This window comes from Mesorhizobium australicum WSM2073, assembly GCF_000230995.2.
Taxonomy (GTDB): domain Bacteria; phylum Pseudomonadota; class Alphaproteobacteria; order Rhizobiales; family Rhizobiaceae; genus Mesorhizobium; species Mesorhizobium australicum.
In genome coordinates, this window is sequence record NC_019973.1 from 3,661,015 (window position 1) to 3,687,672 (window position 26,658).

Here is a 26,658-nt window from a genome sequence, read left to right on the forward strand (position 1 = left end):
CGGTGCCAGCGTTTGCCTCAGTTTGAGACGTTCGCGCCGCCCCTCATCCGACCCTTCGGGCCACCTTCTCCCCGTGAACGGGGAGAAGGAAAAAGCGGCGCTACATCTTCGTCCGTTCCGATTTCGGATCGTACATCGGTTTCAGCGATGCCTCAGCCGCAAACCGTTCGCCGGCGATCTCGATTTCATAAGTCGAGGCGAGCACATCCGCCTCGCTCTGCCCTTGGCACGGCACATAGCCCAGCCCGATCGCTCCGCCGAGATGGTGGCCGTAATTGCCCGAAGTGATCGGACCGATGATCTTGCCATCGCGCAGGATCGCTTCGTTGTGGAAGAGCAGAGGCTGCGGGTCCTTGAGGCGGAACTGGACCAGGCGGCGGTCCAATCCGGCCTCCTTCTTCTTCAGCACGGCATCGCGGCCGATGAAATCGCCCTTGGCCGTCTTCACCGCGAAGCCGAGGCCCGCCTCCAGCACATTGTCCTCATCGGTGATGTCGTGTCCGAAATGGCGGAAAGCCTTTTCTATGCGGCAGGAATCGAGCGTGTGCAGTCCACAGAGCTTTAGCCCGACATCGGCACCGGCCTCATCGATGGCCTCGAAGACATGGGCGGCCTGTTCGGTCGAGATGTAAAGCTCCCAGCCGAGCTCTCCGACATAGGTGACGCGGTGCGCCCGGGCGAGGCCCATGCCGATTTCGATCTCCTGGAACGTGCCGAACGGATTGTTCTCGTTGGAGAAGTCGTTGGGGCTGACCTTCTGGATCAGTTTTCGCGCATCCGGGCCCATCACGCAGAGCACGCTTTCAGCGGCGGTTACGTCCGTGATGATGACGAACTGGTCGCCGACATGCCGGTGCAGCCAGGCGAGGTCGCGCTGCAGCGTGGCGCCCGGCACGACGAGGAAATAGGCCGTATCCGAAAGCCGCGACACGGTGAGGTCGCTCTCTATGCCGCCGCGCTGGTTGAGCATTTGCGTGTAGACGATCTTGCCCGGCGCCACGTCCATGTCGTTGGCGCAGAGTCTTTGCAGGAAGGTGCAGGCGTCGCGGCCCTCGACGCGGATCTTGCCGAACGACGTCATGTCGAACAGGCCGACGTTGCCGCGGACCGCCAGATGCTCCTCGCGCTGGTTATCAAACCAGTTCTGCCGCTTCCAGGAATAGCGATATTCGCGCTCCTGGCCTTCGCGGGCGAACCAGTTGGCACGCTCCCAGCCGGCGACTTCGCCGAACACGGCGCCGCGCGCCTTCAGATGCTCGTGCAGGGGCGAGCGGCGCACACCACGCGAGGTTGCCATCTGGCGATAGGGGAAATGGTCGGCATAAAGCAGGCCGAGCGTTTCGGAGACGCGTTCCTTGAGATAGCGGCGGTTCTTCTGGAACGGCTGGGTGCGGCGGATGTCGACTTCCCACAGGTCGAACGGGGCTTCACCATCGTTGATCCACTGCGCCAGCGCCATGCCGGCGCCGCCCGAGGAGACGATGCCGATCGAATTGTAGCCGGTCGCCATCCAGTAGCCGCGCAACTCCGGCGCCTCGCCGAGATAGTAGCGGTCATCAGGGGTAAAACTTTCAGGGCCGTTGAAGAAAGTGTGGATGCCGGCGGTCGCCAGCATCGGCATGCGGCTAACGCCCATTTCGAGGATCGGTTCGAAATGGTCCATGTCCTCCGGCAACTGGTCGAAGCAGAAATCCTCGCGGATGCCGTCCATGCCCCATGGCTTGGCCACCGGCTCGAAGGCACCGAGCATCATCTTGCCGGCGTCTTCCTTGTAGTAGGCGCACTCGTCCGGCACGCGCAGCACTGGCAGGCGGCCAAGGCCGGGGATCGGCTCGGTGACCAGATAAAAGTGCTCGCAGGCGTGCAACGGGATGTTCACGCCGTTCTGGGCGCCGAGATCGCGCGCCCACATGCCGGCGCAGTTGATAACGATATCGGTCTCGATCGAGCCCTGGCCTTCGCCTTGCGCCCAGGACACGCCGGAGACGCGGCCATTTTTCGTATGGACCTTGGTGACCTTCACATTCTCCGCGATGGTGGCGCCACGTTGGCGCGCACCCTTGGCCAGCGCCATGGCGATGTTGGCCGGGTCGCACTGGCCGTCGAGCGGCAGATGCACGGCGCCGACCACGTCGGAGACATTGAGATGCGGGTACATCTCCTTGACCTCATTGGGAGAAATCTCGCGCACGTCGACGTCGAAGGCGCGGGCGAGCGACGCCTGCCGGTAGATCTCGTGCTTGCGCTCTTCGGTCAGCGCCACGGTGATCGAGCCGACCTGGCGCATGCCGGTGCCGACCTCGGTCTCGGCTTCCAGCTTGACGTAGAGATCGGCCGAATATTTCGCCAGCCGGGTCATGTTCTGCGAGCCGCGCAACTGTCCGATCAGCCCTGCGGCGTGCCATGTCGTGCCCGAGGTCAGTTGCTTGCGCTCCAGAAGCACGATGTCGGTCCAGCCAAGCTTGGCCAGGTGGTAGGCCACCGAGCAGCCGGAGACGCCGCCACCGATGATGACGGCCCTTGCCTTGGTGGGGATGGCTTTCGTGGGAAGGCTCCTGGCGGTCATGCGGCCTCACGACGGTAGCTGGAAACGAAACGGCGCAGCCGGGCGGCTGCTTCCCTGAGCACGGGTTCGGGCTGGCACAGGCTGATTCTGATATGGCCGGCCGCGGCTTCGCCGAAACTCGAGCCCGGCATGACGCCGACCTTCTCCTTGTCGAGGAAGGCGAAGGCGAATTTCTCGTCGTCGGGTTCGACATCAGATATGTCGAGCATGACATACATGCCGCCTTCGGAACCGCGCACGGTGACATCGTTCATGCCGCGCACCGCATCGAGCAGGACGGTGCGGCGCGCCGCGTAGCGTTCGGCGATGTCCTTGACGCCATAGTGCTGCTCCAGCGCCTCGGCGCAAGCGATGGAGATGAAGGCCGGCAGGCCGTAGGTCGTCACCAAATTGAGATTGATCAGCAGCGTGATCATTTTTTCCGGCCCGGTCAGCCAGCCCATGCGCCAGCCGGTCATGCCGTGGCTCTTGGACATCGAATTGATCACCAGCGTGCGCTCGGCCATGCCGGGCAGCGAGCGCGGCGAGACATGCTCGCCGCCGCCCAGCGTCCAGTAGACCTCATCGGACAGCAGCCAGAGATCGTGCTCGCGGCAGATTTCGGCCAGCTGTTCCAGCCGCTCGCGCGAATAGACGGCACCCGTCGGGTTGTTCGGCGTGTTGATCAGTATGGCGCGCGTGTTGGGCTTGAGTGCGGCACGGATCATGTCCGCGCGCGGTTGGAACCCATCCTCGGCCGGTGTCTCGACGACGGTGAAGCTGGCACCGGCGGCGCTGAAGGTGTTGGGATAGGTGGCATAGTAGGGGGCAACCACGATGGCGTGGTCGCCCGGGTCGAGAACGGCCTGCACGGCCGCGTAAAGTGCGGCCTGGCCGCCCGGCGTGGCGATGACCTCTTCCGGCGTCGTCTCGACACCGGTGCAGGCGCTGGAGGCCGCCGCCATCGCCTTGCGCAGGCGCGGCAGGCCGGGCAGCGGCGTGTAGTGATGGTTGCTGCCGCGAACCGCCGCAACGCAGGCTTCGATCGTCTCCGACGGCGTGTCGAAATCGTGGTCGCCGACCGACAGCATGATAATGTCCTCGCCGGCTTCCTTGCGGGCCCAGGCGGCGAAATGAACTTCCCAGCCGTCCTTGCCCGATGGAACAATGCCGGTGATGCGCGATGATGGTTTAGGCATGTGAGACTCCCGTGATCGCGTAGCCGTCCTGTTGCAGCCGGTCGCGCAAGGCGGCGATATGGGCAGGACCGACCTCGCAGCAACCGCCGACGATGTCCGCACCCGCTTCCACCCAGCCGACAGCCTGGTCGGCGTAGGCATCCGGACCGAGGTCGTGGCGGGCATGCAGTACATCCACCGTGCCGCCATGCTTGAGCGCTTCGGTGGAAGTGAAGCCATTGGCATAGGCACCGACCAGGCCGCCAAGCTCGATCAGTTCAGGCAAGGCCGCCGCAATCGCCTCGGGGCGGCAGCAGTTGAGCAGCCGCGCCGCCACCGGCAGATTTCCGAGCGCATCGGCCGCCGACGCAATAGTCTCGCCGCTGCGCAAGCGCGGCGTGCCGTGATCGGCCAGCGTCCATGACACCCAGACAGGCTTGCCGCTTTCCGATGCGGCGGTGACCGCCGCGCGCGCTTCCTCCGACGACGCCATGGTCTCGCAAAGGAACAGGTCGACACCGTCCACCTGCTCGGCGACGATGCGGCGGTAGATGTCGAGCGTCTCCTGGTAGGAGATCGTCAGCGCCGGCGCGTAGCTGCCGAAGAGCGGCGACAGACAGCCGGCGATCGCCGCATCGCCGGCCTCGTCGCGCGCTTGCCTGGCGAGCTCGATGCCACGCTTCTGCAATGGCTTGAACAGGTCTTCCGCACCTTCGCGCGCCAGGCGTTCGGGCGTCGCCGAATAGGTGTTAATGGTGATGACGCGGGCGCCGGCGTTGATGAATTCGGCATGCAGGCCGCGCACAAGGTCCGGTTCGTCGATCAGCACCCTGGCCGACCACAGCGGCGTCGGCTCGGACTGGCTGCGCCGCACCAGCTCCTGGCCCATGCCGCCATCGGTGAGGATAACGTTCTTCATGCGCGCAGTCTTTCGTTCCTGGGATCCCACAAGGGCTCGTCCTGTTGCACGATCGCCTTGAAGCGGTCGCCGAAGATCTCGACCTCAACCGATGTGCCGGGTTCGGTCAGGTCGGCGCGCAGCATGCCGAGCGCGATCGACTTGTCGACGCGATGGCCCCAGCCCCCCGACGTCGTCTCGCCGACGATCTGGCCGTCATGCCAAAGGGTCGACATGTAAGGCGCGTCGCAATCGCCGGGATCTTCGACCACCAGCGTGACGAAGCGTTTCTTCACGCCTTGCTGTTTTTCGTTCTGGAGGGCCGCCTTGCCGCGGAAATCGGGCTTTTCCCATTTGACGAAGCGCTCCAGACCGCCCTGCAGGATCGAATAGTCGGTCGACAGATCGCCCTTCCAGGTGCGGTAGCCTTTTTCGAGCCGCAGCGAATCCAGTGCGTACATGCCAAACGGCTTCAGCCCATGATTCTGCCCGGCAGCGCAGATCGTATCGAAGATCGCGGCAGTGTCGTCGACCCTGGTGTGGATCTCCCAGCCGAGCTCGCCGGCGAAGGAGACGCGGACCAGCCTGGCCCAGCGCCCGGCAATCCTGGTTTCCTGATGCGTCAGCCAAGGCAAGGTCAGGTCGGCGTCACAGACGTCGGCAAGGATTTTTCGCGAGTTGGGACCGGCCAGGATCTGCGTGGAGAATTCTTCCGTCCGGTCGATCAGCTTGAACGCCGCATCCCCGGGCATGTGCGATTTCAGCCATTCGAAGTCATGCCACTGTGCCACCGCCGCGGTGATCAGCGTCATGGACTCCTCGCCATGGCGCACCACCGACATTTCGGTGACGATGCGGCCCTTGTCATCGGAGAAATAGACGAGGCCGATGCGGCCGGGCTTCGGCACCAGGCCGGTCACCTGCCGGCTCAGCCATTCGGCGGCACCAGGGCCTTCGAGATTGAAGCGCGAGAAGCCGGGCAGGTCGAGGATGCCGGCAGCGTCGCGGACAGCCAGGCACTCTTCGCGCACGCGCTGCTGCCAAGGCCCGTCGCGGCGGAAGGTCAGCGTGGCTTCCTCGGAGACGTCGTCGCCGTCCCGCGCGTACCAGGTGGCGCGTTCCCAGCCATTGTAGGCGTCGAAACGGGCACCCAGCGCCTTGATGCGATCGTGGATCGGCGACAGTTTCCTGTCACGTCCTTCCGGCCAGGCATGGCGCGGGAACTGGATGGCGTATTCGTTGCCATAGATCTCCATACCCTTGGCCACGCAATAGTCCGGCGCGGAAGCAAAGGAGGTGAAGCGGCGCGGATCGCACGACCACATGTCCCATTCGGTCTGGCCTTGCGTCACCCATTCGGCCAGCACCTTGCCGGCACCGCCACCCTGGGCGATGCCGAAAGTGAAGACGCAAGCCTCGAAGGCGTTGGGAACGCCGGGCATCGGCCCGATCAGCGGATTGCCATCCGGCGCATAAGGGATCGGGCCGTTGATGACCTTGGAGAGGCCGGCGGTGCCGAGGATCGGCACACGGGCGACGGCGTCGGCCAGATAATGTTCCAGCCGGTCGAGGTCGTCGGGGAAGAGCTGGAAGGAAAAGTCGTCCGGCATGGGGTCGTTGTGGGTGGCCCAATGCGCGCGGCAATTGCGCTCATAGGGGCCGAGATTCATGCCCGCCTTTTCCTGGCGCAGATAATAGGAAGTATCGACGTCGCGCAGCAGCGGCAGCTTCTTGCCCTGTTCCTTCGACCAGGCGGCGAGTTCGGGGATTTCCTCGAACAAAATGTACTGGTGGCTCATCACCATCATCGGCACTTCGCGGCCGAACATCCTGCCGACTTCGGCGGCACGGTAGCCGGCTGCATTGACGACGATCTCGCAGCGGATCTCGCCTTGCGGTGTCTCGACCACCCACTCGTCCTTTTCGCGGCGCACGCCTGTCACGGGGCAGAACCGGATGATTTTCGCACCCATGTCGCGCGCGCCCTTGGCCAGCGCCTGCGTCAGCTGTGCCGGGTCGATGTCGCCGTCGCTCGGATCGTACAGCGCGCCCTTCAACTCATGCGTTTCGAGGAAGGGGTAGCGGCGCTTGATCTCGTCGAGCCCGATCACGTCTATGTCCATGCCTTGGTAACGGCCCATGCCCTTGGCGCGCTGGAATTCCTGGATGCGTTCCTTTGTGTGGGCGAGCCTGAGCGAGCCGGTGACATGGTAGTTCATGGGATAGTCGACGGCGTCGGCCAAGCCGCGATAGAGCTCGGTCGAATAGCGCTGCATGTTCATCAGCGACCAGGAGGAGGAGAAGGTGGGCACATTGCCGGCCGCATGCCAGGTCGAGCCGGAGGTCAGCTCGTTCTTTTCCAGGAGCACGCAGTCGGTCCAGCCGGCCTTGGCCAGGTGATAGAGCGACGAGGTGCCGACAACGCCACCTCCGATGATCACCACGCGCGCCGTGCTCGGCAAACCCGCCATGTTCTTCTCCCAATCTTCAAGCGCGCCGCGCTTCTTTTGCTTTATGGATGCATGTCGTCGGCGACATGCATCAATAGACCGGTGGCGACACCACCCAGATGACAACCGCCGGTTCGCTGCCTGGATTGCGCCAGCGGTAAGGCTTGCCTTCGAAGCGGAAGGAGTCGCCTTCGCCAAGCCGGTGCCAGACGCCCGCAATCTCGATGTCGAACTGCCCGGACGCGATGTATCCGGCCTCCTCGGTCGGCCGGCGGGCCTCGTTCTTCAACTCCGCGCCCGGCGCGAAGACAGACCGCACCATTTCGAAGGTACCACCGAGGTCCGGTGACAGAAGCTCCTCCACGAGGCCGGATTCGCTGGTGCCAAGCGTGCGGCGCTTGCCGGCGCGTACCACGACGCCGCGCTCGCTTTCCACGGGCACGTCATGGCTGAAGAAGAGGCTGATCGGCACGCCGAACAACTCGGCGAAGGCCCTGAGATCGCTGAGCGACGGCGTCGACAGACCGCGCTCGACCTGGCTGACCCAGCCGACCGAACGGCCCAGCTTCAGCGCGATCTCGGCCAGCGTAAGCCCGCGCACCCGGCGCAACGCCCTGATGTCGCCGGCCAGCACTCGTTCGCCAGGTCCCTGCAATGTTCGTGCGGTAGGGGAGGCCAAATCGCTCACTTCATGAAAATTTTCAGGCGAATTTCATGAGAAATGAAGCTCATGAAAAAATCAAGTAGATTTTCACCAATGCTCAAGATTTGCTTGCAGGATTTTGACGGTTCATGCAAAGCCTCCGCCGCGAGCGGCGAGTGGGGACGTCCGATCGAGAACACGGCTAAGGGACGGCCCATGCTGGAAAAGAAGGCTCGAATCGCGGTTGACGCCGAAATCGTCGACGATGCGATCATGTCGCGCCGTTCGGTGCGCGCATTTCTGCCCGACATGATCGACGACGAGACGATCCGTGACATACTGACTGTTGCGGCGCGCGCTCCTTCCGGCACCAACATGCAGCCGTGGCGCGTCTACGTTACCAAGGGCGGGAGCAAGCAGCGGATCACGGATGCCATCATGAATTCCGGCATCCGCGCGGAAAAAGCCGACTGGGACGAATATCGCTATTATCCCACCCAGTTCTTCGAGCCTTATCTCACCCGCCGCCGGGCCAACGGGTTCGGCCTCTATGGCGCGCTCGGCATAGGCCGTAGGGAAGTCGACAAGATGCGCGCCCAGCACGACCGCAACTTCGTTTTTTTCGACGCTCCGGTCGGCATGATCTTCACCATCGACCGCCGGCTCAACCAGGGTTCGTGGATCGATTACGGCATGTTCCTGCAAAACATCATGGTCGCGGCGCGGGGCAGGGGTCTGCATACCTGTCCGCAAGCGGCCTTCGCGCCCTATCACCGGCAGATCCGGCCGGTGCTCGGCATTCCCGACGAGGAGATCGTCGTCTGCGGCATGGCGCTCGGCTATGAAGACACTTCCAAGCCCGAGAACGCCTTCCGCACAGAACGTGAGCCGCTCGAGGAATGGGTGACGTTCAGCGAATAGGCTCCCGTCCGGCGCTGGCCGCTATTCCGTATTCATGTGCGCGCCGTGGCCACTGACATGGGCGCCGTCCTGCGGCGTCAGCTTGAGATAGGCGGATAGCGCGCAGAGCGTGATGACGCCTTCGATCACGAACAGGATCCGGAAGTCGCTGGCAACGGCCGGCCCGCCGCCGGCGAGAAACGACAGCATCGCAGCCGCCAGCCCGACGCTGATGGCGACCGCCAGTTGCCACAGGATATAATAGAGCGCGCTGAAGCGGGCTAGCTGTTCGGGCGCGATGTCGGAATAGGCGAGGTTGCCGGTTGAGGCCCATTGCACCGAGCGGAAGACGCCGAAGACGAAGATATAGGTGAGCGTGATCCAGACCGGGGTCGTTGCCTGCACCAAGGCGAAGCCCGCGACCATGGCTGCAACGACGGGCGTGTTGAAGACCAGCACGCGGCGAAAACCGAAACGGTTGAGGAGGCGTGGCATGAAGATACGCATACCCACCGAACCGACCGCCGCCACGAAGGTCAGCGATCCCGCCTGCACCGCGCTCATGCCGAAGCCGAGCTGGAACATCAGCGGCAGCAGGAAGACGACGGAGCTGAGACCGATCGTGTCAAGGCCGCCGCCGGTAAGAAACGAGATGCGGAAGGTGCGGATGCGCAGGAGCTTGAGATCGAGCAGCGGATTGCGCACGCGAAGGCAGTAGAAGGAGGCGGTCGTCAGGATGATGAGCGCCAGCGCAAGCTCGACCGCGATCATGCCGCCGGCGGCGTCCTTCGCCGCCAGCGAGTCCATGCCAAAGACCAGCAGGACCATGCCGCTGCCGACCAGCAAAAAGCCTGGAAAATCGAACCGCGTGCGCACCGGCTTGGTCATTGTCGGGAACAGAGAGGCGGCAAGGATTGCGGCCGCGAGCGCGAACGGCACGTTGATGAAGAAGATCCAGCGCCAGGAGATGTAGGTGGTCAGCGCGCCGCCGACGAGCGGACCGACCAGCGGTCCGGACTGGCCGGCCAGCGAGATGTACATGTTGATCTTCAAGGTCCGGCTGCGCGGGAAGGTCGACAGGATGACGACCTGGCCGAGCGTTCCCATCAGCGCGCCGCCGAAGCCCTGCAGCGCGCGGGCGCTAACCAGCATCCAGAGGTCGTTCGAGAGCCCGCACATGGCCGAAGAAGCGGCAAACACCAGCAAGGCAAAGCAATAGACGTTGCGCAGGCCGAAACGGTCGGCCGCCCAGCCGCCGAGCGGCATCGAGATGATCAGGCTGGCGACGTAGACGGTGATCAGCAGGCCGAGCTGGCTTGGCGGACGGCCAAGGCTTTCGCTGATGCCCGGCAGCGCCGTCACCACGACATTCTGGTCGAGGCTGGTCATGAACACGCCGCAGGCGACCGTCAGCGGCAGCAGGAGCACGGCTCTGGCCGGCACATCGGCGCGATCGGTAGCGCCGGTGGATAGTTCAGCGGTCATGGGGATGTTCGAACCAAATATGCCGACTCTAAACCGGGATTTTCACCCCTCGGGCCGGTTGGACGACCACGTTTTCCACCTTGGGCGCCTTCGGCAGGATTCTCTAGCGGCAGAACCAGCCGGCATTGAGGCCAGAGGCCGCGGCTCTAAGACCGCATGCCTACTGCACCTCGTAACCGACTTCCTCGCTGGCGTGGCAGAGCGCCTTCCAGAACGAGCGCGCGAAGGAGCGAAAGACATAGATGTCGAACTGGTCGGTGCCGGTGCGCTGGATCTGGGCGAAGACATCGTGATGCGTTGTCGAGCGGCCGGCGCCGACCGGAAAGGCAAGCAGGCCGAAGTCGATGGCGAAGAATTTCGACAGCACCCATTCGGCTTTCGGCCCGGCAATGCGGATCGCGGTGCGGCCATGCGACAGGTCCGTCACCGTGCCGATGGCCGGCGTCACCGCCTTGGTCAATGCCAGGGCCAGTCCTTCGGCTTCATCGGTCACCGTGAATTTTCCCGGCGCGAAGCCGAATACCGCTTTCACGCCGTCGCTCGAGCCGCCGCCTGCGCCATCGGGCAGAGCAAGCCCGGTGACGGTGCGGATGGCCTCCATCAGTTTCTTCTCCTCGCCTGGCCATGCCGCGAGTTGCACGATCGAGCCCGGCCTGGTTTCGGTGAGCAGGATCTCGACGCCATGTTCGAAATTGCCGTGCGAGCCGACATGGAACTCCGGCTCGAGGGGCGATTGACGCTCAGCCATGCATGCGGGTCCCTTCCGGATCGTAGAAGTGGTTGGAGACGATCTCCACGGGCCCGAAGCGGTTGCGCAAGGGATCGGAGACATGCGCACGCGTGCCGTGCCTGGCCTTGCCGCCCTTGACCAGCGCCAGCGCGATATGCTTGCCGAGCGCCGGCGAATAGCAGCAGGCGGTGATGTGCCCGATCGAGCCGTGCGGATTGGCTTCGTCGACGTCCTCGACAATGTGCGCGCCGCCATTGAGCGGCCGGTTGTCGAGCGCGATCAGGCCGACCAGTTCCAGCCGCTCGGACGCGACGAGACCTTCCCGATCCATCATCGCGGAGCCGATGAACGGCTTCTTCTTCGACAGCATCCAGTCGAGATGCAGGTCGCGCGCCGTGGTGCGGCCATCAATCTCGGCGCCGGTGACATGGCCTTTCTCGATGCGCATCGTGCCCAGCGCCTCGAGGCCGTAGGTAACCAGCCCGAACGGCTTACCGGCCTCGACCAGTGCTTCCCAGACATGGGTGCCATGGCCGGCGCCGGAATAGACTTCGAAGGCCATTTCGCCGGAGAAGGAAAGCCGGCAAATCATCACCGGAACGCCTGCGATCTCTCCGTGCACGATGCCCATGAAGGGCAAGGTGGCGTTGTCCACGGCAGTGCCGGTGACGCAGGCTGCCAAAATCTGCCGCGCTTTCGGGCCGCCGATGGCGGCTCCCGCCCATTCGTCGGTCACCGAGGTGACGTGGACCTTGAGTTCCGGCCAGATCACGTCGAGGAAATATTCCAGATGCTGCATCACCTTGCCAGCATTGGCCGTGGTGGTGGTCATCAGGAAATCCTGTTCGCCCAGGCGCCATGTGGTGCCGTCGTCGAAGGCAAAGCCGTCCTCGCGCAGCATCAGCCCGTAGCGCGCCTTGCCGACGGCGAGCGTCGAAAACATGTTGGTGTAGACACGGTCGAGGAATGCCGCGGCGTCGGGACCCTGTACCGCGATCTTGCCCAGCGTCGAGACATCGACGATGCCCGCGCTTTCGCGCGTCGCCTTGGCTTCGCGCACATAGGCCTGTTCGACGGTTTCGCCCGAAAGCCCGTAGATCATCGGCCGGTACCAGAGGCCGGCGGAGTACATGGTCGCGCCATTGTCGACATGCCAGTCATGCATCGGGGTCAGCCGCTCGGGCTTGAGATCGCCGAAGCGCTCCGCTGCCAGCGAGCCGATCGACACCGGCGCGAAAGGTGGCCGGAAACGGGTGGTGCCGACTTCCGGGATCGGTTTGCCGAGCGCTTCCGCCATGATGGCGAGGCCGGGAACGTTGGAGCTCTTGCCCTGGTCGGTGGCCATGCCGAGTGTGGTGTAGCGCTTCAGGTGCTCGACAGAGACGAAGCCTTCGCGATGCGCCAGGCGGACATCTTCCGCCGTGACGTCGTGCTGGAAGTCGACGAAGCTCTTGCCGCTGCCCTTGATTTCGAACACAGGCGCGGGATCTGGATCTCCGGGAGCTGCCTCGACAGTGGGCAGCGCCGCCGGCGTGGCGGTGCCGCCACTCGCGGCAAGGCCTGCGGCGCGCCCCTCGGCGATTGCCTCTCCCGTCGAAAAGCTGCCGGTGAACGCGCCGGCGCCGATCCAGCCTTGCGTCGGCTTGGGCGGCAGGAAGGCCTGCCGGGCCGCGTTCCATTCAGCCTTGGCGCCGGCCTGGCTGGCCAGATGGATGGTCGGCGACCAGCCGCCGGACATCAGCAGGCAATCGGCATGGATGCTGCGCGCATCACCGCTCAGCGTACCCGCGACCATGTCGAAGCGCTGAACCTTGAGGCCGGACAAGGCTTTGCCGCCTTCCGTGGCGACCACCGCATGGCCGGAAAGCAGTTCCGCCTCGGCTTCGCCGGCCAGGGCGCTCACCTCGGCGGATGGTTGCGGGCGCACGTCGATGATGGCAACGACCGCCGCACCGGCCTGCTTCAGCGCCAGCGCCGAGCGGTAGGCGCTGTCATTGTTGGTGAACAGCACGACCCGTTGGCCCGGCAGCACGCCGAATTCGTTGGCGTAGCGCTCCGCCGCATGCGCCAACATCACGCCGGGCCGGTCATTGCCGGGAAACACCAGCGGCCTTTCGAAGGCGCCGGTGGCCAGCACGACGGATCCGGCGCGGATCGCCCAGTAGCGATGGCGCGGCTCCCCCTTGGCGGGCTGCGCCTTGTGGTCGCTGACCCGCTCGAGCGCGGCAAGCGTATTGTTGTCGTAGTAGCCCCAGACAGTGGTGCGCGGCAGAAGCCGGACATTGTCTCGCGCCTCAAGCTGGGCCACGGTGCGCCGCACCCAATCAGCGGCGGGTGCGCCATCGATGGTTTCACCGGACCAGTTGGCCGATCCGCCGAAACGCGGCTCGAGATCGGCCAGGATGACGCGGGCGCCCTGGTCGGCGGCTGCCTTGGCGGCCATCAGGCCGGCCGGTCCGGAGCCGACCACAAGCACGTCGCAAAAAGCGTTCATGCGCTCGTAGCGGGCCGGGTCCTTTGCCGATCCGGCGCTGCCGAGGCCGGCGGCGCGGCGGATGAAATGCTCGCAGAACATCCAGAAGCGCGTGCCTTTCAGCGGGCCGACAACCGGTCCCATGAAGGTCTTGTAGTAAAACCCGGCCGACAGCAGTTTTCCGCCGAGCTGGTTGACGGCATGGATGTCGAAGGCAAGCGAGGGGAAACGGTTCTGGCTGACGGCGACCAGCCCGTCATGGATCTCGACCATGGTTGCCGGAATGTTGGGTTCGCGCACTTCGCCCTTCAGCACCGTGACCAGCGCGTTGGGCTCCTCGACGCCCGCGCTCAGCAGGCCGCGCGGCCGATGGTATTTGAAAGAACGCCCGAACAAGGTGACGCCATTGGCCAGCAGCGCGGACGCCAGCGTGTCGCCGCCATGCCCGGCATAGGCAACGCCGTCGAAGGTGAAGCGGATCGTCTTCAGCCGGTCTATGCGGCCGCCGGTGTCGGTGCGGCGCGGGCTCATGGCTTGTCCTCCGCCTTGCGGCGCGCGGCCGAGCTGTGATCGCCGCGCGCGAAGGCGACACTGGAAATCTCATGCGTCAGCGTGTTGCGCACCACCCTCAGGTGAGCCCGGCAGCCGCCGGAATGCTGCCAGATCTCGTTGTGGTCGCCGGCCGGGTTCAGCCGGTCGTAGACATAGGCATTCCAGGCCTCGAAATTCTGCGAGGCGGGGTCGGGACGTTCGCGGTTGCCGTCACCCTGATAGGTGAACTCAATGACATCGCGCGGGCCGCAATAGGGGCAAGTGATCAGCACGGAATGTTCCTAATGAAGCCTTGTCTAGTGGAGCCTCGGGTTTGCACCCTGGCCCTTGTCGTCGATCACCAGCCCGCGATGAAAGCGGTCCAGCGTGAAGGGGGCGTTGAAATCGTGAGGCTGATCCTTGGCGATGGTCCAGGCAAAGCACCAGCCGGAAGCGGGCGTCGCCTTGAAGCCGCCATAGCACCAGCCGCAATTGAGATACATGCCGGGCAGGGGGCCCATGGTGATGATCGGCGAGCCGTCCATCGACATGTCGCAGACGCCGCCCCAGGAGCGCAGCATGCGCACACGTGCAAGGCCCGGGAAAAGGGCCAGCATCTCGCTCATCACCTCGTCGACGATGGGCAGGTTGCCGCGCTGGGCGTAGCTGTTGTAGCCGTCGATGTCGCCGCCATAGACAAGGCCGCCCTTGTCGGACTGCGACATGTAGAAATGGCCCATGCCGAAGGTCACGACCGTGTCGATGAAGGGTTTCAGCGATTCGGTCACGAAGGCCTGCAGCACATGGCTTTCGATTGGCATCGTCTCGACGCCGGCCAGTTGCATGACCCGTCCGGTGCTGCCAGCCACCGCGACCGCGACCTTCTTGGCCCTGATATCGCCGCGCGAGGTGGCAACGCCGGTAACCCGGTCGCCGTCGCGCAGGAAGCCGGTGACCTCGCAATTCTCGATGATGTCGACGCCGCGCCGGTCGGCGCCGCGCGCATAGCCCCACGCGACGGCGTCGTGCCGGGCGGTGCCGGCCCGCCGCTGCATCAGGCCGCCGACCACGGGAAAGCGTGCACCGTCGGAGATGTCGAGCGCCGGGATCAAGCGCTTGATCTCGGCAGGTGTCATCAATTCCGCATCGACGCCGAGATGGCGCATCGCGTTGCCGCGTCTAGAGTAGTCGTCGAACTGAGCCGGCGTGTGCGCCAGGTTCAGGCAGCCGCGCTGCGAGAACATGACGTTGTAATTGAGCTCGTGCGACAGGTTTTCCCACAGCTTCATCGAATGTTCGTAGAAGCGGGTGTTGGCGGGCAGCAGGTAATTCGAACGAACGGCCGTGGTGTTGCGGCCGACATTGCCGGAGCCCAGCCAGCCTTTCTCCAGCACCGCGACATTGGTGATGCCGTGTTCCTTGGCTAGATAGTAGGCGGTCGCCAGTCCATGCCCGCCGCCGCCGATGATGATGACGTCGTAGGATGCCTTCGGATCCGGCTTGCGCCAGGCCGGCTTCCAGTCCTTGTTTCCCTTGAGCGCGTTCGCGAGCAGCGAAAGGGCCGAGTACTCTGCCATGTGTATGATGTCCGTTGCGGGTGATGCGGCAGACTATAGACGCAGGAGGCTGATACAAAGCCAATATTGCGCCATCGCCTTTCGACTGGCCGACGCTTGATGAGCGCGACCGTCGCGGTGACTTGCCCCATGATATGGCCGTCTTTATCAAGGACAGGCTTTTTGAATGCCTTTGCCGTCCGCGAGTCGCCAATCCATCATGTTTTTTCGATTGCTTCGCCTCATCCTGGTCCTGGCGCTTGTCGTTTCGGCGCCGCTGTCGTTCGAGGCGGCGGCGCAAGGCGTTAGCCAGGCGCCCGCCGGACTGGTCGCCGACCAGCAGAAGATCATCCAGGGCCTGACGACCAAGGCCGACAATTTCGAGAAGCAGATACAGCAGGATGGCGAGGACGACAGCAACCTCGTCGACATCCGCCTGCAACTCGAGGAATTGTCACGGCAATCGCTGACCAGCGCGCTGGCGTTTCGCACACGCCTGGGCGAAATCAACAGCAGGCTCGAACAGCTCGGGCCGCCGCCCGCCGCCGGCCAACCGGCTGAGCCCGACATCGTCAGCGCCGAACGCGAGGGGCTGACGTCCGAAAAGGCCGAGATCAACGCGGTCATCGCGCAAGCTCAATCCTTGTCGATCCGCATCAGCGGGCTGATCGACAAGATCGGCAACATGCGCAGCGCGCTGTTCCGCAATCTCCTCACCAAGCGCTACGTGCTCTCGGACGCGTTGAGCCCGCAGGTGTTTTCCGATGCGCGCGACGAGTTCGGCAATTTCTACAAGGCGGTGTCGTCCTGGCTGAGCTTCGCCATCAAGTTCAAGTTCCAGGCTATCCTGGCGGCGACCTTCGTGGCGCTCGGCCTGGCGCTGGTGCTGCTGGTCGGCGGGAGGCGCCTGTTCGGACGGGTGTTCGAGGCCGATCCGACCAATGAGGACCCATCCTATCTCAGCCGCCTGTCGGTGGCCTTCTGGTCGACCTTGCTGCCGACGCTGGCGGTCGCCGCCTTTCTCGGCTCGACGATCTTCTTTTTCAATTATTACAACGTGTTGCGCGGCGATATCGGCCTCTTCCTCAATGCGTTGGCCACCGTCATCGGCGTGGTGTTCTGTGTCAATCGGCTGACCAACGCGGCACTCGAGCCGCGTTTGCCCAACTGGCGGCTCATCCCCGTCGAAACCGGGCCGGCGCGCTGGCTGGTCCGCCTGACCACCGCCATGGCCGTGGTCATCAGCTTCAACACCTTCCTGTCGGTCGTCAACGACAAGATGGGGTCGCCGCTGTCGCTGACCATCGCGCGCAGTTTCGTGGCCACCATCATCGTCGGCGTCATCCTGATCCTGATGGCGATGCTGAGGCCGTTCAGGGCGCGTGACGGAAGCTGGCGCCCGTGGCCGGCCTGGCTGCGCTACACCTCGCTCGGGCTGGGGCTTTTCACCATCATAGCGGCGCTGCTCGGTTATATCGGCCTTGCCCTGTTCGTCTCGCTGCAGGTTGTGGTCACCGGCACCGCGCTGATAACGGCCTATATCGGCTTCCTGTCGGCGCAGGCGATCGGCGAGGAGGGCGCTTTCGCCAACACCTCGGTCGGGCGTTGGCTGTCGGCCAATTCCAGCTATGAAGATACCGCACTCGACCAGCTCGGCCTTGTCGTCAGCATCGCCATCAACGTGATGATCGTGCTGGTGTTTCTGCCGTTGATCCTTTTGATGTGGGGCTTCCAGCTCGGCGATATCGAGGCGTGGGCGTACAAGCTCGCAACCGGAATCAATATCGGTTCGGTGACCATTTCGGTCACCGGCATCCTGTCGGGCATCGTCGTCTTCGTCATCGGCTATTTCCTGACGCGCTGGTTCCAGGGCTGGCTCGACGGCTCGGTCATGGCGCGCGGCAAGGTCGACACCGGTGTGCGCAACTCGATCCGGCTGGCGGTCGGCTATGCCGGCGTTGCGCTCGCCGCGCTGGTCGGCATCTCTGCGGCCGGCATCGATCTTTCCAGCCTGGCGCTGGTCGCGGGTGCGCTTTCCCTCGGTATCGGCTTTGGCCTGCAGAATGTGGTGTCGAATTTCGTCTCCGGCCTGATCCTTCTGGCCGAGCGGCCGTTCAAGGTCGGCGACTGGATCGTGGCCGGCGAGGTCAGCGGCACGGTCAAGAAGATCAGCGTGCGTGCCACGGAGATCGAGACGTTCCAGCGGCAGTCGGTGATCCTGCCCAATTCGAACCTGATCAACAACGCCGTCGGCAACTGGACGCACCGCAACAAGCTCGGCCGCATCGACATCAAGGTGGGCGTCGCCTATGGCAGCGACGTCAAGCAGGTCCACGCGGTACTGCTGGATATCGCGCGCAGCCATCCGCTGGTGCTGAAGAACCCCGAGCCTTTCGTCTTGTTTTCCAATTTTGGACCCGCCGCGCTCGAATTCGAGATCCGCGTGTTCCTGGCCGATGTGATGAACGGCAACATCGTGCAGAACGACGTCCGCTTCACCGTGCTGGAAAGATTCGACGACCAGCACATCGAAATCCCGTCCACGCCGCGCGCGGTTGTCGAGGCCAAGAAGCACGTGGCATGGCCGACCGACGACGACAAGATCGAGGCCGATTTCGCCGAACGGGAAGAGGCCAAGGCGCAAGCCGAGGCAGACGCAAAGCGTCAGGCCAAATCAAGCCGCAAGACACGCAAGCCAGATCCGGATTAGATTGGAGATTGCATGTCGGCATGCCAATTGCGGCATGAATGCGGCATTCAGTTGCGGTTCAGCTTCCATCTCATATAAGCTCCCATGCAAAGGCGAGAATGCCTTGTGGAAATGCAACAGAGGCGGTGGGAACACCGATATTGCAAATGTGGAAGTCTCTCGTCGCTGCCGTGGCCTTGCTCGCCGTGAGCGGCTCGGCCCATGCCGCCAGCGCGGTCAACAAGGACGCCGAGACGCGCACGCTGGTCGTGACCGAGGGCGGCAGCAAGACCGAGCTTGCGCTGGCCGGCGGTGAAACCGTCGAGTTCTGCCAGAGCGGCTGTTTTGTCACCTTGCCTAATGGCGACCTTGAAGCCCTGACCGGTTCGGAAACCGTCGAGATTTCAGGCGGCGTCGCCCGCATCAAGTAATCTCGGTGTGATGATTGGAAAGGCCGGGCGTTTGCTCGGCCTTTTATTGTTTCCGGTAGCTGTTGTTTAACAATGACGATGGAAATACCGCGGCGGCAGCCCTTTGCAACCGTACGTTTTAATGTTCGCTAGGCGATCCCCCGCTATACCAGCATCAAGACGCCGAAACACGGCGCTCAACGGGTTCCGGTTTCCGGATCAGACGCTGGCAGGGCAGGACGGGCATGGACGCGCGGTCGGACAGGAACGCAATACCGCTTGCGGTCGATCTCGACGGCACGCTGATCGCGACGGACCTTTTGTGGGAAGGATTGTTCATCCTCCTCAAGAAGAACCCGTTCTATGTCTTCCTGGTGCCTTTCTGGGCGGCCGGCGGACCGGCGCGGCTGAAGCAGGCGATCGCCCAACGCATCGACATCGACCCCGCCACGCTGCCCTATCGGGCGCCCCTGCTCGACCGGCTCCGCACCGAGCACGCCGAAGGCCGCAAACTCGTGCTGGCCACCGGCACGCCGCGCAAGTTCGCCGACGCCATTGCTGTCCATCTCGGCATTTTCGACCGGGTACTGGCCACCGAGGGTCTCGACAATCTCACTTCGGGAAAGAAGCGAGCCTCCCTCCTTGCGGCCTATGGCGATGCCGGTTTCGACTATGCCGGCAACAGCCGCCATGACCTCCAGGTGTTCGACGCGGCACGCAGCGCGATCGTAGTGGCCCCGGACCGTCATGCCGCGCGCTGGCAGGCGGCGCATGGCGCCGAAACGATGCCGGCGCCCAAGCCGACGGTGCGGACCATCGTCAAGATGCTGCGCGTCCATCAGTGGCTGAAGAATTCGCTGATCGCCGTGCCGATGATGCTGTCGCACGAATATTTCAATTCCAACATGATCTGGGAATGCCTGCTGGCGTTCATCTCGTTCAGCGCGGTGGCGTCGGCGATCTATATCCTCAATGATTTCTTCGACCTTGCGCTCGATCGCAAGCATCTGACCAAGCGCAACAGGCCGTTCGCCAGCGGTGCGCTGTCTATTCCGTTCGGCCTTGGCGCAATCGCGGTGCTGCTGGCGATCGGCATCGGCACCGGGCTGTTCCTGTCGCTTGAATTCCTGGCTGTGCTCGGCGGCTACATGGTCGTTACCACGGCCTATTCGCTGTCGTTCAAGCGCATGCTTCTGGTCGACGTGCTGACGCTTGCCGGCCTCTACACCATTCGTGTGCTGGCCGGCGCGGCCGCCACGGGCGTCGACGTCTCGTTCTGGCTGCTCGCCTTCTCGATCTTCTTCTTCCTGTCGCTGGCACTGGTGAAGCGCTTTGTCGAATTGCGCACCACAGCCATTCCGCCCGGCGAACGCATTGCCGGCCGCGGCTATCGCACCGAAGACCAGGAGATTGTCGCCCAGGCCGGCATGGCTTCGGCGTTCTCCTCGGCGCTGGTGCTGGCGCTCTACATGGACAGCGTCGCGGTGCGCGAACTCTATCCGCATCCCTGGCTGATCTGGCCGCTGGCGCCGATCGTGCTTTATCTCACCATGCGTGTCTGGATCCTGGCGCGCCGCGACGAAATGCACGATGACCCGGTCGTCTTCATCATTCGCGACTGGCGCAGCCAGATCGTGGTGGCGATCGGCGCGGTGCTGCTGGTCATCGGGGGCTGGTAGGCATGGCGGAACGCTTCCAGAGCTTTGGCCTTGCCACGCCGCCAGCGGCAAGGGCGATGCTCGCCGATGACGCCATTGCGCTGCTGAAGGGCGGCCAGGCCAGGCAAGCGTCGCTGCTTGCCTATGGCAACGGCCGATCCTACGGCGATTCCTGCCAGAACCAGCTCGGCACCGTCATCGACATGCGGCCCCTGAACCGCATTCGCGGCTTCAACGCCGAGAGCGGTCTGCTCGAAGCGGATGCCGGGGTGCTGCTCGCGGATGTCATTGCACATGCCGCGCCTCACGGCTTCTTCCCGGCGGTGGTGCCCGGCACACAATTCGTCACGCTCGGCGGCGCCATTGCCAACGATGTCCATGGCAAGAACCATCACCGGCGCGGTACGTTCGGTTGCCATGTGGAAAGTTTCACGCTCCTTCGGTCGGATGGACACAGCTATCGCTGCTCTGCGACCGACAATCCGCGCCTGTTTCGGGCGACCATCGGTGGCATGGGGCTCACCGGCCTGATCCTGTCGGCTTCGATCCGGCTGATGCGGATTCCGTCGCTCGATATCGTGGAAGAGACGACGCGGTTTCGCGACCTCCGCGAATATTTCGACCTTGCCGAAGCGGCGGACCAGGCCAATGAATATGCCGTCGCCTGGATCGACCAGCTCGCCGGTGGCCGCAACAGCGGACGGGGGCTGCTGTTTACCGGCAACCACGCCGAGCACGGTTCGCACGCGGCCGCGCCTGCGAGCGCGAAATTCTCCGTTCCGCTCCAGCCGCCTTTCAACGTGCTCAGCCGGCCGTTCCTGACTGCTTTCAACGCCGCCTACAGGTGGAAAAAGGGGCAGGCCAAGGCGCCGCGCAAGGTCGAATACCAGGGCTTCTTCTTCCCGCTCGACGGTGTGCGCGACTGGAACAGGCTCTATGGACCGAAGGGGCTGTTCCAGCATCAGAGCGTGGTCCCGGAAGAGGCCGCGCGCACAATCGTGCCGGCACTGCTCACGGCGGCCAGGCAGGCAGGGCAGGGGTCGTTCCTCACCGTCTTGAAGCGCTTCGGTTCGATCCGCTCGCCGGCGCTGCTGTCGTTCCCTCGTACGGGTTACACGCTGACGCTGGACTTCCCCAACAGGGGAGCGGCGACGCTTGCCCTGCTCGGCGAACTCGACCGCATGACGATCGCGGCCGGGGGGGCGGTCAATCCTTACAAGGATGCGCGCATGAGTGCTGCAACCTTCGTCGCTTCGTTTCCGGAGTGGCCGAGGCTGGAGGCGCTGCGCGATCCCGCCTTCATGTCCGACTTCTGGGCGCGCACGGCCGGGATTGTCGACCCGCGGCGGCGCGATGCAGAGGCAGCCGAATAGGTAAACTTTGAATGAATCGTGGTTTACGAACGTTTAACATCCAGATTTACCCAAAAATGTCTTGTGGGTTCACGAAATCTTTTCAGATTTGTATTACCTAATATCAAAGGGTTGCGGGGCTACATGAAATATATCGTCTTCATCTTGTTTACGGTCATGACAAATGCTGCTGCGCAGCTGATGCTTAAGCAAGGCATGATGTCGCTCGGACCGATTTCATTCGAGGGCACCAATCCGCTGATCAAGCTGTTGCAGATCGTCTTCAGCCCCTGGGTCTTCCTTGGCCTGTGCACCTTCGTCATTTCGATGGCCTCGCACCTTTACGTGCTTTCCAAGGTCGAGCTTTCCTTCGCCTATCCGTTTCTGAGCCTGGCTTATGTCGCGGTCGCGATCTTCGCCTATTTCGTCTTCCGAGAAGACCTGAATGGCTGGCGCATCGCCGGCATTGCCTGCATCTGCGTCGGTACGGTGCTGATCGCGCAAAGTGGGCGAGGGCATGAAGACCAGAGCGCTTCCATCACGCCCGACAAGATACAAGCAAACGAGATCGTTCGATGAGACATGTGATTTTCGGGGGTGACGGCTTTGTTGGCCGTCACCTGGCGCCGAAGCTTGTGGCCGACGGTGAAGAGGTTGTCGTCGCCGACATCGTCAGGAGCGACCTTGCGCATTACCGCACCGTCCGCTTCATCAAGTGCGACGTTACCGACCAAGGCTCGGTTGCCGCGGTCGGGCTGAAGGCCGACGACATGGTCTACAATTTGTCGGCCAAGATGCTGTCACCGATCCAGGTGCGGGCGAAGCGGCACGACTTCTTCTTTCCGGTCAATTTCCACGGCACCGAGCACATCCTGCAGGCCATGGACAAGGCTGGTGTCCGCAGGCTCGTCCACTATACGACCGACATGATCTATGGTCACACCGTCACCCAGCCGATGACCGAGGAGCACCCGGTCGCGCCGCTCGGCGAATATGGCTGGTCGAAGCAGAAGACCGAGGAACTGGCCGGCGAATGGCGCAAGCGCGGCATGTCGATTTCGCTGTTTCGCCCGCGCCTGATCATCGGCCCCGGTCGGCTCGGCATCCTCGAAAAGCTGTTCAAGCTGATCGACTGGAACTTTCCCGTGCCGATGATCGGTTCGGGCCGCAACCCTTATCAGTTCATCTCGGTGTTCGACTGCGCGGAGGCGGCGCGCGCCGCGTGGAAGGCCGGTGTGCCCAACGAGGCCTATAATCTCGGGTCGCTCAATCCGCCGCCGGTGAAGAAATTGCTTGGCGACCTGATCCGGCATGCCGGCTCGAAGTCGATCCTGCTGCCTACCCCGGGCTGGGCGGTCAAGCGGACGCTCGACCTGCTCGACCTCTTCAACCTGCCGATCATGGATCCGGAGCAATATCTGATCGCCGACGAGGACTGTGTGCTCGACGTGTCCAAGGCCGAGCGGCAGCTCGGCTGGGTGCCGCAATACCGCGACGAGGACATGCTGATCGCCGCCTACAGCGAATACCGCGCCAAGAAGGCCGGGCCCGCCGTCGCCACCAAACATGTCCCCGCCGAATAGGGGCGCGCCGAACAGTTTATTGCGCTCGACGCCAGCCGCGGGCGCGAACAGGAGATTGAAATGACCGTCATGGCCAAGCCGGAACAGACGAATACGCGCACCCTGGTCAGCGCGCCGACACTGTCGCCCGCCACCACCGCCAAGCCCGACCTGATCAGCGTCGAGCAGGCCAAGGCGATGGATGTCGCGGGGATGACCGACCTGTTCAAGGCGCATCTCAACCCCGGCCAGCTGCATTTCATGAAGCTGCTCGGCTTCCACAAGATCAAGATCGAACGTGCAGAGGGCATGTTCTACATCGACCAGAACGGCCGCAAGATCCTCGATTTCTTCGGCGGCTTCGGGTCGCTGGCCTTTGGCCACAATCATCCGCGCATTCTGGAAGTGCGCAAGAAATTCCAGGAGGAGAAGCGGCAGGAAATCGCCATCGCGTTCATGTCGCAATATGCCGCCGCGTTGGCGCACAACATCGCCAAATGTTCGCCTGGCGATCTCGACATGGTGTTTTTGGGCTCGTCGGGCTCGGAAGCGATGGAGGCGGCGGTGAAGCTTGCCGAGCGTGCCGCCGGCTCTAAGCGGTCGAAAATCGTCTATGCCGAGAATTCATTCCACGGCAAGACCAAGGGTGTGCTGGGCATCACCGACGGCCAGCTCTACCGCGCCGACTTCAGGATGGCCGACAATACCGTCCGCATTCCCTTTTCCGATATCAAGGCCGTCGAGCGCCTGTTCCGCTCCGATCCGGAGATCGGCGTCATCGTGCTGGAAACCATCCAGGGCGGCGGTGGCATCATCCAGGCGCCGACTGAATACTGGCAGAAGCTGCGGGCGCTGTGCGACCAGTATGGCGTGCTGTGGGTCGCCGACGAGGTGCAGTGCGGCTATGGCCGCTCGGGCCGCTTCTATGCCTTCGAGCATCATGGCGTCGTGCCCGATGTGACGGCACTGGCCAAATCGCTGGGTGCCGGCAAGGCCGCTGTCGGCGCGATGATTGCGCGCCGCGAAATCTACATGAAGGCCTACGGCACGCCGAAGACGGCGATGATCCATGCAATGGCCACTTTCGGCGGCATGGGCGAGGCGTGTGCCACGGCGATCGAGGGCATCAACGTGCTTTACGACGAGGGGCTGATCGACAACGCCGCCGTCACCGGCGAGTACCTGCTGCAGCGGCTGCAGGCACTCAGGGAAAAATACCCGAAGATCATCAAGGACGTGCGCGGCAAGGGTTTCATGGTCGGGCTGGAGTTTCACGACTTCTCGCAGACCTTGCCGATGGTGCTGCGCCCCATCGTCAGCGTGCTCGACGAGAAGCTGAAGGGTTCGCTGTCCGGTTTCGTCGGCGCGCTGCTGCTGCGCGACTACGATGTGCTCGTCGCCTTCACCGAATACAACCGCAACGTCATCCGGCTCGAGCCGCCGCTGATCTGCCAGCGCGAGCATGTCGATCGCTTCGTCGATGCCTTCGACAGTCTCTTGTCGCGCGGCATCGTGGCGATCGTGAAGGATTTCGTCAAAAGCCAAGTCCGTTGAAACGAACGTTCGCCGAGAAGACATGCTGACCAAGTCGCCCGCTCCGCAAAGTCCACTCGACCGGCTCGCCGAGGCCGGTCTGGCGTGGGGCGAGGGGACCTACGCGTGGCTGGCGGCTCCGATCGGTGCGGCTGCCTTCGCCCTCTATATGCTTTTGACGGCGTTCACGGCCTGGGTGATGCCCGACGCCAACTGGGACATGCTGCCCTATCTCGCCATGTCGGAGGAGAGCACCTACCCCGATGCGCAGGCACTGCATGACTATGCCTACAGCACCGTCAAATCGAGTGTCTCGGCGGCCGACTACAAGGCGCTGACCGACGATGGCGGCGGCTTCCGCAGCCACATGGCGCAGAACGCCGCCGATTTCCATTCGTTGCTCGGCATGTACCGGATCAAGTTCCTCTATGCCGAAATCCTGTCGACGCTGAGTTCCGTCATGTCGCCAGTCGAAGCGATGCGGCTGGTGCAGGTGTTTTCGGTCCTGCTGTTCGGCGCGATCACGCTGCTCTGGCTGCGCGCGGAAAAGGCACTGGCGTTGGCACCGGTGGTCGGCGCGGTGCTGATCATGGCCGATTTCGGCGACGCCGCGCGCGCTTCGACACCGGACCTGCTTACCTCGGCGCTGTTGCTAGGCGGTCTCTTCGCTTATGTCCGAGGCCGCGAGGTGGCGACGGCGATCCTGCTCTTCCTCGCCTTCATGGTGCGGCCGGACAACATAGTTTTCCTTGCCGTTTTCGCTGTGCTGCTGGTCCTGTACCGGCAGAAGGCCTGGGGCGTGCTGGTCGGTTTTGCTGCTTCGCTCGCCGCGTATTTCGCCATTTCGCACTGGGCCCATCATCCCGGCTGGTGGCCGCATCTGTGGTTTTCCAGCATCGGGCAGCACTACAATATGGACGGGTTCGAGCCGGCTTTTTCCGTCATCGCCTATCTCCGGGCGTTTGCCGCCTCGCTGCTGCGCGCCATCAACCTGAACAGCTGGGTCGGGGTCTCGGTTCTGGCGCTGGCCGGGTGGTTTGCGGCCGACCGCGCCGGCTTCAGGCTCGGCCGCCGCGCGGGCATTCTGTTTGCTGCGCTGGTGCTCGGTGCGCTGGCCAAATTCAGCGTCTTCCCGATCCACGACACGCGCATCTATTTCCCGCATCTGATCCCGCCATTCCTGCTGCTGGCACCGCCCTTCATGGCGTTGTGGGCGGCGGTCACCGGCCAGCACCGCGCCGCCCTGCACGTCATACCAGGAGACAAATCATGAGTTCAGTTTCCAACCTGGCGCGCATTGCCCTGTCGCTCGGCCTTCCCGCCGGCCTGCTCGATCGCGGGCCGTCGCTGCGCGGCACCAAGTTCCTCGCCAAGGCGGCGCTGAAGGCACGCTTCAGTGATAGCGGCCGGCCATTCCAGATGGTCAATGTCGGCGCCTGCGATGGCGCGCTGTTCGATGACGTGACGCCTTGGCTGCACCGCATTCCAAAGGCCCGCGCCATGCTGGTCGAGCCGATCCCGTACAACCAGAAACGGCTGCGCGCCAATTACCCTGACACGGACCGCTTCGTCATAGAACCCGTCGCGGTGACGAGAACTAAAGGCACGATCACGGTCCACACCTTTGACGCTGCCGCACTCGAAGCCGGCACGCTGCCGATCGAGTTCATCGGCTGCTCGTCGGTGACCGACACCAACCTGATGTCGGGCAAGAATGCCTGGGGCGAGGCCGACGCCAATTTCAACAAGTTCGCACCGCATCTGAAAGACATCGAGGTGCCGTCGGAGACCTTGCAGACATTGCTCGACCGCAACGGCATCACCCATATCGACGCCTTCCTCGTCGATTGTGAAGGCGCCGACTGGATCGTGTTCGAGCAGCTCGACCTCAAGCGCTATCGTCCCGGCATGATCAAGGTCGAGGTTGGTGCGCTGCCCGCGCCGGAGATCGGACAGGTCGTGGTCAAGCTGAAGACGGCGGGCTATCAGGTCGGCTTCCAGGCCGAGGACGTCTGGGCTTTCGCCTGACGGGTAGATGTTTTTCCTGATTTGGGGAGGGGTCGCG

General features: G+C 63.6%; 20 protein-coding genes. 10 read left to right on the forward strand and 10 right to left on the reverse strand.

Annotation, left to right across the window (positions count from 1 at the left end; translation table 11 throughout):
- Positions 1–100: 100 nt before the first annotated feature.
- From MESAU_RS17580 to MESAU_RS17600, 5 genes are all read right to left on the reverse strand, one after another.
- Positions 101–2,566 (reverse strand): GcvT family protein, encoded by a 2,466-nt coding sequence (locus MESAU_RS17580; RefSeq protein WP_015317389.1) that lies wholly within the window; start codon positions 2,564–2,566, stop codon positions 101–103.
- A complete protein-coding gene (locus MESAU_RS17585; RefSeq protein ID WP_015317390.1) occupies positions 2,563–3,744 on the reverse strand; it encodes a pyridoxal phosphate-dependent aminotransferase in 1,182 nt (393 codons plus the stop codon). Before MESAU_RS17585 ends, MESAU_RS17580 begins: the two co-directional genes overlap by 4 nt.
- On the reverse strand, positions 3,737–4,642 hold the full coding sequence (locus MESAU_RS17590) for a homocysteine S-methyltransferase family protein (RefSeq protein ID WP_015317391.1): 906 nt from the start codon (positions 4,640–4,642) through the stop codon (positions 3,737–3,739). Before MESAU_RS17590 ends, MESAU_RS17585 begins: the two co-directional genes overlap by 8 nt.
- The gene (locus MESAU_RS17595) at positions 4,639–7,092 is read right to left on the reverse strand and encodes a GcvT family protein (protein ID WP_015317392.1); all 2,454 of its coding nucleotides are present in this window, start codon (positions 7,090–7,092) and stop codon (positions 4,639–4,641) included. The genes MESAU_RS17590 and MESAU_RS17595 overlap by 4 nt, the downstream gene beginning before the upstream one ends.
- Before the next feature lie 70 nt (positions 7,093–7,162).
- Entirely contained in the window at positions 7,163–7,759 is a 597-nt protein-coding gene (locus MESAU_RS17600) for a helix-turn-helix domain-containing protein (protein ID WP_015317393.1), read from the reverse strand.
- Between the two features lie 171 nt (positions 7,760–7,930).
- Between MESAU_RS17600 and MESAU_RS17605 the strand changes: the two genes are divergently transcribed.
- Positions 7,931–8,635, forward strand: a complete 705-nt coding sequence (locus MESAU_RS17605) for a nitroreductase (protein WP_041163815.1) — start codon at positions 7,931–7,933, stop codon at positions 8,633–8,635.
- A 21-nt stretch (positions 8,636–8,656) separates the two neighbouring features.
- Here MESAU_RS17605 and MESAU_RS17610 read toward each other — a convergent pair whose 3' ends face one another.
- The 5 genes from MESAU_RS17610 to MESAU_RS17630 form a co-directional block, all read right to left on the reverse strand.
- Positions 8,657–10,099 carry an MFS transporter gene (locus MESAU_RS17610; protein WP_015317395.1) on the reverse strand — a complete coding sequence of 481 codons (1,443 nt, stop codon included), beginning with the start codon at positions 10,097–10,099 and terminating at the stop codon, positions 8,657–8,659.
- 160 nt (positions 10,100–10,259) lie between these two features.
- Positions 10,260–10,847, reverse strand: a complete 588-nt coding sequence (gene soxG, locus MESAU_RS17615; RefSeq protein WP_015317396.1) for a sarcosine oxidase subunit gamma family protein — start codon at positions 10,845–10,847, stop codon at positions 10,260–10,262.
- Positions 10,840–13,833: a sarcosine oxidase subunit alpha gene (locus MESAU_RS17620; protein ID WP_015317397.1), complete on the reverse strand. Its 2,994-nt coding sequence runs from the start codon at positions 13,831–13,833 to the stop codon at positions 10,840–10,842. The genes soxG and MESAU_RS17620 overlap by 8 nt, the downstream gene beginning before the upstream one ends.
- On the reverse strand, positions 13,830–14,126 hold the full coding sequence (locus MESAU_RS17625; protein ID WP_015317398.1) for a sarcosine oxidase subunit delta: 297 nt from the start codon (positions 14,124–14,126) through the stop codon (positions 13,830–13,832). The genes MESAU_RS17620 and MESAU_RS17625 overlap by 4 nt, the downstream gene beginning before the upstream one ends.
- 24 nt (positions 14,127–14,150) lie before the next feature.
- On the reverse strand, positions 14,151–15,410 hold the full coding sequence (locus tag MESAU_RS17630) for a sarcosine oxidase subunit beta (protein ID WP_015317399.1): 1,260 nt from the start codon (positions 15,408–15,410) through the stop codon (positions 14,151–14,153).
- A gap of 199 nt (positions 15,411–15,609) precedes the next feature.
- On the opposite strand from MESAU_RS17630, the gene MESAU_RS17635 reads away from it, so the two are divergent.
- From MESAU_RS17635 to MESAU_RS17675, 9 genes are all read left to right on the forward strand, one after another.
- Complete coding sequence (locus MESAU_RS17635) at positions 15,610–18,099, forward strand: mechanosensitive ion channel family protein (protein ID WP_041163428.1); 2,490 nt, start codon at positions 15,610–15,612, stop codon at positions 18,097–18,099.
- Between the two features lie 146 nt (positions 18,100–18,245).
- Positions 18,246–18,509 carry a hypothetical protein gene (locus MESAU_RS17640; protein WP_015317401.1) on the forward strand — a complete coding sequence of 88 codons (264 nt, stop codon included), beginning with the start codon at positions 18,246–18,248 and terminating at the stop codon, positions 18,507–18,509.
- Positions 18,510–18,733: 224 nt separating this feature from the next.
- Positions 18,734–20,167 (forward strand): UbiA family prenyltransferase, encoded by a 1,434-nt coding sequence (locus MESAU_RS17645; protein WP_015317402.1) that lies wholly within the window; start codon positions 18,734–18,736, stop codon positions 20,165–20,167.
- A gap of 2 nt (positions 20,168–20,169) precedes the next feature.
- Positions 20,170–21,519: an FAD-binding oxidoreductase gene (locus MESAU_RS17650; RefSeq protein WP_015317403.1), complete on the forward strand. Its 1,350-nt coding sequence runs from the start codon at positions 20,170–20,172 to the stop codon at positions 21,517–21,519.
- 123 nt (positions 21,520–21,642) lie between these two features.
- Complete coding sequence (locus MESAU_RS17655; RefSeq protein WP_015317404.1) at positions 21,643–22,077, forward strand: EamA family transporter; 435 nt, start codon at positions 21,643–21,645, stop codon at positions 22,075–22,077.
- Positions 22,074–23,081: an NAD-dependent epimerase/dehydratase family protein gene (locus MESAU_RS17660; RefSeq protein ID WP_015317405.1), complete on the forward strand. Its 1,008-nt coding sequence runs from the start codon at positions 22,074–22,076 to the stop codon at positions 23,079–23,081. Before MESAU_RS17655 ends, MESAU_RS17660 begins: the two co-directional genes overlap by 4 nt.
- Positions 23,082–23,141: 60 nt before the next feature.
- Entirely contained in the window at positions 23,142–24,614 is a 1,473-nt protein-coding gene (locus tag MESAU_RS17665; RefSeq protein WP_015317406.1) for an aspartate aminotransferase family protein, read from the forward strand.
- Between the two features lie 22 nt (positions 24,615–24,636).
- Positions 24,637–25,866: a hypothetical protein gene (locus MESAU_RS17670; protein ID WP_015317407.1), complete on the forward strand. Its 1,230-nt coding sequence runs from the start codon at positions 24,637–24,639 to the stop codon at positions 25,864–25,866.
- Positions 25,863–26,621 carry an FkbM family methyltransferase gene (locus MESAU_RS17675; RefSeq protein WP_015317408.1) on the forward strand — a complete coding sequence of 253 codons (759 nt, stop codon included), beginning with the start codon at positions 25,863–25,865 and terminating at the stop codon, positions 26,619–26,621. The genes MESAU_RS17670 and MESAU_RS17675 overlap by 4 nt, the downstream gene beginning before the upstream one ends.
- Positions 26,622–26,658: the final 37 nt, after the last annotated feature.

What these genes read in the sequence shown, in the direction of transcription:
- MESAU_RS17595 (WP_015317392.1), bottom strand. Translation starts at nt 7,092, where the DNA reads ATGGCGGGTTTGCCGAGCACGGCGCGCGTGGTGATCATCGGAGGTGGC.
- MESAU_RS17635 (WP_041163428.1), top strand. Translation starts at nt 15,610, where the DNA reads ATGTTTTTTCGATTGCTTCGCCTCATCCTGGTCCTGGCGCTTGTCGTT.
- MESAU_RS17610 (WP_015317395.1), bottom strand. Translation starts at nt 10,099, where the DNA reads ATGACCGCTGAACTATCCACCGGCGCTACCGATCGCGCCGATGTGCCG.
- soxG (WP_015317396.1), bottom strand. Translation starts at nt 10,847, where the DNA reads ATGGCTGAGCGTCAATCGCCCCTCGAGCCGGAGTTCCATGTCGGCTCG.
- MESAU_RS17580 (WP_015317389.1), bottom strand. Translation starts at nt 2,566, where the DNA reads ATGACCGCCAGGAGCCTTCCCACGAAAGCCATCCCCACCAAGGCAAGG.
- MESAU_RS17645 (WP_015317402.1), top strand. Translation starts at nt 18,734, where the DNA reads ATGGACGCGCGGTCGGACAGGAACGCAATACCGCTTGCGGTCGATCTC.
- MESAU_RS17670 (WP_015317407.1), top strand. Translation starts at nt 24,637, where the DNA reads ATGCTGACCAAGTCGCCCGCTCCGCAAAGTCCACTCGACCGGCTCGCC.
- MESAU_RS17660 (WP_015317405.1), top strand. Translation starts at nt 22,074, where the DNA reads ATGAGACATGTGATTTTCGGGGGTGACGGCTTTGTTGGCCGTCACCTG.
- MESAU_RS17640 (WP_015317401.1), top strand. Translation starts at nt 18,246, where the DNA reads ATGTGGAAGTCTCTCGTCGCTGCCGTGGCCTTGCTCGCCGTGAGCGGC.
- MESAU_RS17585 (WP_015317390.1), bottom strand. Translation starts at nt 3,744, where the DNA reads ATGCCTAAACCATCATCGCGCATCACCGGCATTGTTCCATCGGGCAAG.
- MESAU_RS17675 (WP_015317408.1), top strand. Translation starts at nt 25,863, where the DNA reads ATGAGTTCAGTTTCCAACCTGGCGCGCATTGCCCTGTCGCTCGGCCTT.
- MESAU_RS17655 (WP_015317404.1), top strand. Translation starts at nt 21,643, where the DNA reads ATGAAATATATCGTCTTCATCTTGTTTACGGTCATGACAAATGCTGCT.
- MESAU_RS17590 (WP_015317391.1), bottom strand. Translation starts at nt 4,642, where the DNA reads ATGAAGAACGTTATCCTCACCGATGGCGGCATGGGCCAGGAGCTGGTG.
- MESAU_RS17665 (WP_015317406.1), top strand. Translation starts at nt 23,142, where the DNA reads ATGACCGTCATGGCCAAGCCGGAACAGACGAATACGCGCACCCTGGTC.
- MESAU_RS17620 (WP_015317397.1), bottom strand. Translation starts at nt 13,833, where the DNA reads ATGAGCCCGCGCCGCACCGACACCGGCGGCCGCATAGACCGGCTGAAG.
- MESAU_RS17630 (WP_015317399.1), bottom strand. Translation starts at nt 15,410, where the DNA reads ATGGCAGAGTACTCGGCCCTTTCGCTGCTCGCGAACGCGCTCAAGGGA.
- MESAU_RS17605 (WP_041163815.1), top strand. Translation starts at nt 7,931, where the DNA reads ATGCTGGAAAAGAAGGCTCGAATCGCGGTTGACGCCGAAATCGTCGAC.
- MESAU_RS17650 (WP_015317403.1), top strand. Translation starts at nt 20,170, where the DNA reads ATGGCGGAACGCTTCCAGAGCTTTGGCCTTGCCACGCCGCCAGCGGCA.